Origin of the sequence: Pseudoalteromonas sp. BZK2 (assembly GCF_014349195.1) — a bacterium.
Taxonomy (GTDB): Bacteria; Pseudomonadota; Gammaproteobacteria; order Enterobacterales; family Alteromonadaceae; genus Pseudoalteromonas; species Pseudoalteromonas simplex.
In genome coordinates, this window is the sequence record NZ_JACSOG010000077.1 from 1 (window position 1) to 2,452 (window position 2,452).

General features: G+C 40.7%; 3 protein-coding genes. 1 reads left to right on the forward strand and 2 read right to left on the reverse strand.

The features are described 5' to 3' along the window. Positions 1-364 precede the first annotated feature (364 nt). On the forward strand, positions 365-748 hold the full coding sequence (locus BIZ38_RS21585) for an MAPEG family protein (protein ID WP_187491283.1): 384 nt from the start codon (positions 365-367) through the stop codon (positions 746-748). A 78-nt stretch (positions 749-826) separates the two neighbouring features. Here the strand turns inward: BIZ38_RS21585 and BIZ38_RS21590 are convergent, their stop codons facing one another. Both BIZ38_RS21590 and BIZ38_RS21595 read right to left on the reverse strand, forming a co-directional pair. Further along, positions 827-2,032 carry a TonB family protein gene (locus BIZ38_RS21590; protein ID WP_187491284.1) on the reverse strand — a complete coding sequence of 402 codons (1,206 nt, stop codon included), beginning with the start codon at positions 2,030-2,032 and terminating at the stop codon, positions 827-829. Between the two features lie 9 nt (positions 2,033-2,041). After that, a complete protein-coding gene (locus tag BIZ38_RS21595; protein ID WP_054554650.1) occupies positions 2,042-2,416 on the reverse strand; it encodes a BlaI/MecI/CopY family transcriptional regulator in 375 nt (124 codons plus the stop codon). Positions 2,417-2,452 lie beyond the last annotated feature (36 nt).

Consider the following 2,452-nt stretch of genomic DNA (forward strand, 5'->3'; position numbering starts at 1 on the left):
GCAGTATAAATCGCTTTTAAACCAACCCTTTGGGCGCTTCACAGGCACTTACTCTCATCGTTGTTACTTCTTAAAAGGGACTGCCATTCTTGCAAAGTACCGCCTTGATATTAAGCTCCTGTGAAACGCTGAATTCTGCATCTTGAGGAGGCTTGGGTATATAGTAACAAAACCAAAGTGTTAGAGCATCAGCTTATCGACCAACTTGAGAAAAACTCAGCTGTGACAATATGCCGCAGGGCTTTTATGCTGACTTTAGACTATAGTGACAATGATGCTATTGCTGGCCGCTGCTGTTATATGTAGCGGCTTTTTTTTGTTTGCGTTAGGGTAAGCTAAAACAGTTAAAAAATAAGGAAATATCATGACCATACTGATTATCTGCGCACTCATCGCAGTACTCATACCCTATTTAGCCAAAGCGCCAGTGGCTTTTGCACAAAATAAGTTGGCAGGCTACGACAATAAGCACCCTCGCGAGCAACAAGCTAAACTAACCGGCTTTGGTGCTCGTGCGTTGGCAGCACATCAAAATAGCTTTGAATCGCTGATTATTTTTGCTGTCGCTCTGGCAGTCGTAATAGGTAGCAATAATGTCTATCAGGTAACTGAGACCCTTGCGATTGTGCATGTTATTGCCCGTGTGTTGTATTGTATTTTCTACTACATAAACCAGGATATTTTACGTTCATTAGTTTGGCTTGTTGGCTATGTTTGTGCTGTGGCTATGATTGCTCTTTGTCTTTAGCGATAGAGCTAGTAGTCAAAAACCACAAAGCAAGCGGCTTAAATAAGGCGCTTGCTTTAGGGTCTTAAGTGATTGCTTTTACTTAGAGCTAACTTTAATTTTCTCTATTAAATCCTTTGCTTGGTAGTTTTCGTCTAAGGCGAAATCGAGTTGTACTAATGCGTTTTTAAAGCCGGATTCAGACGGCGCATACTGCCATTTTTTTAAGGCTCTTTTCGCTTCTCGATTGAAAACACCTTCAGGCTCTGCACTTACCACACTTACATTGCTGGTGGCGCCGCTTGGTAAAATATCGTATTTCAAAACGACTGAACCGCTAATACCTTGCTCTGCAGCTTGAATAGGGTATATCGGCTCTACACGCATAACCGCTTGATAGTCTTTTGTCTTTTCAACTGACATCGGCTGTTTTGCAATCGCAAAGCTGCTAAGCATGCCCGCTGTAAAAATAACTAACGCTGTTTTTGCGATAAATGAGCTGTTGTCGATCTGCTTTATTTGGTTTAGACGTTGTAACATGGTGTTTTTATCTCCGTATTGTGAATAAGCCATTAAGCCTGTTCTGCTAAAGCTTGCACAGTGCACTAATGCCTTACTGTATAAAATTCGTTGTTCAGTTGATTTATTTTTGAGTACTTGCTCATCACATGAAAGCTCTTGAATACGGCGCAGACTTGCATAACCAAGCCAAGCGACAGGGTTAAACCACAACAAAATAGTGGCACTTAAAGCGATGGCATTAATTAGGTTGTCTTTGCGTTTAATGTGCACTGATTCATGCTCTAAAATAAGCGCTAAAGCATGGTTATCGTAGTGACTTTGATAGTTTGTAGGCAGCACTAGCTTGGTATTTAAAACCCCTACAACCATAGGTGAGCTCACTTGGTTGCTTTGGTATAAGCGCATACTTTGATTGCTGTGATGATCAAGCGTAATTGGCGCTAACTGCAGTTTTGCTAGAAAACGGTAATGAAAATATACGGCAGTGATCAGCAGTGCGGCACTAATAAAGCCATAAATAGCAAACCAAGTGAGCGTAAACTGCGGCATTATTGCTGTGTTTGGCGTGATAGTCAGCTTACTGATAAAGTCGTTTTGAATTGGCTTTAAGTGCTCTGGTAGGTTCGCTAACAATAAACTAATTGGTAAAAGCGCCCAGAGTGTATAAACCAAGCGTGCCGATAGCTGGCTTAGTAACTTTCGCTCTAACAGCAATAAAAACATAATTGCAGATGAGATCAAAAGTTGTTGATCTAACAGCCAATTAAAAAATACATCTAACATAACAACGCCTTATTTTTGCTGTTTTTCCCAATCATCAATGACCTTTTTCAGCTCATCAATATCATGTTGCGAGAGTTGCTCTGATTTAGCAAAGCCACTCACCAGTGGCGCAATACGGCCATTAAAGAAACGTTCAATAAAGCTTTGGCTTTCTTTTAATGTGTATTCTTCACGGGCGATGCAAGGGGTGTAGTTATATTGGCGGCCTTGTTTCTCGAAGCTAAGAGCGCCTTTTTTAACTAAACGGCTTAGTAGCGTTTTAATGGTTTTTTCGTGCCATTCTTTATCGTCACTTAAACGCGCAATTACTTCACTAGCTGTGGCTGGGTAGCCAAGCCATACTGCATCTAATACTTCGAATTCAGCTTTAGAAAGTTCAATCATTTTTATGCCTACAGATGTAATCTTTAATTAAAGATT

What these genes read in the sequence shown, in the direction of transcription:
- BIZ38_RS21585 (WP_187491283.1), top strand. Translation starts at nt 365, where the DNA reads ATGACCATACTGATTATCTGCGCACTCATCGCAGTACTCATACCCTAT.
- BIZ38_RS21590 (WP_187491284.1), bottom strand. Translation starts at nt 2,032, where the DNA reads ATGTTAGATGTATTTTTTAATTGGCTGTTAGATCAACAACTTTTGATC.
- BIZ38_RS21595 (WP_054554650.1), bottom strand. Translation starts at nt 2,416, where the DNA reads ATGATTGAACTTTCTAAAGCTGAATTCGAAGTATTAGATGCAGTATGG.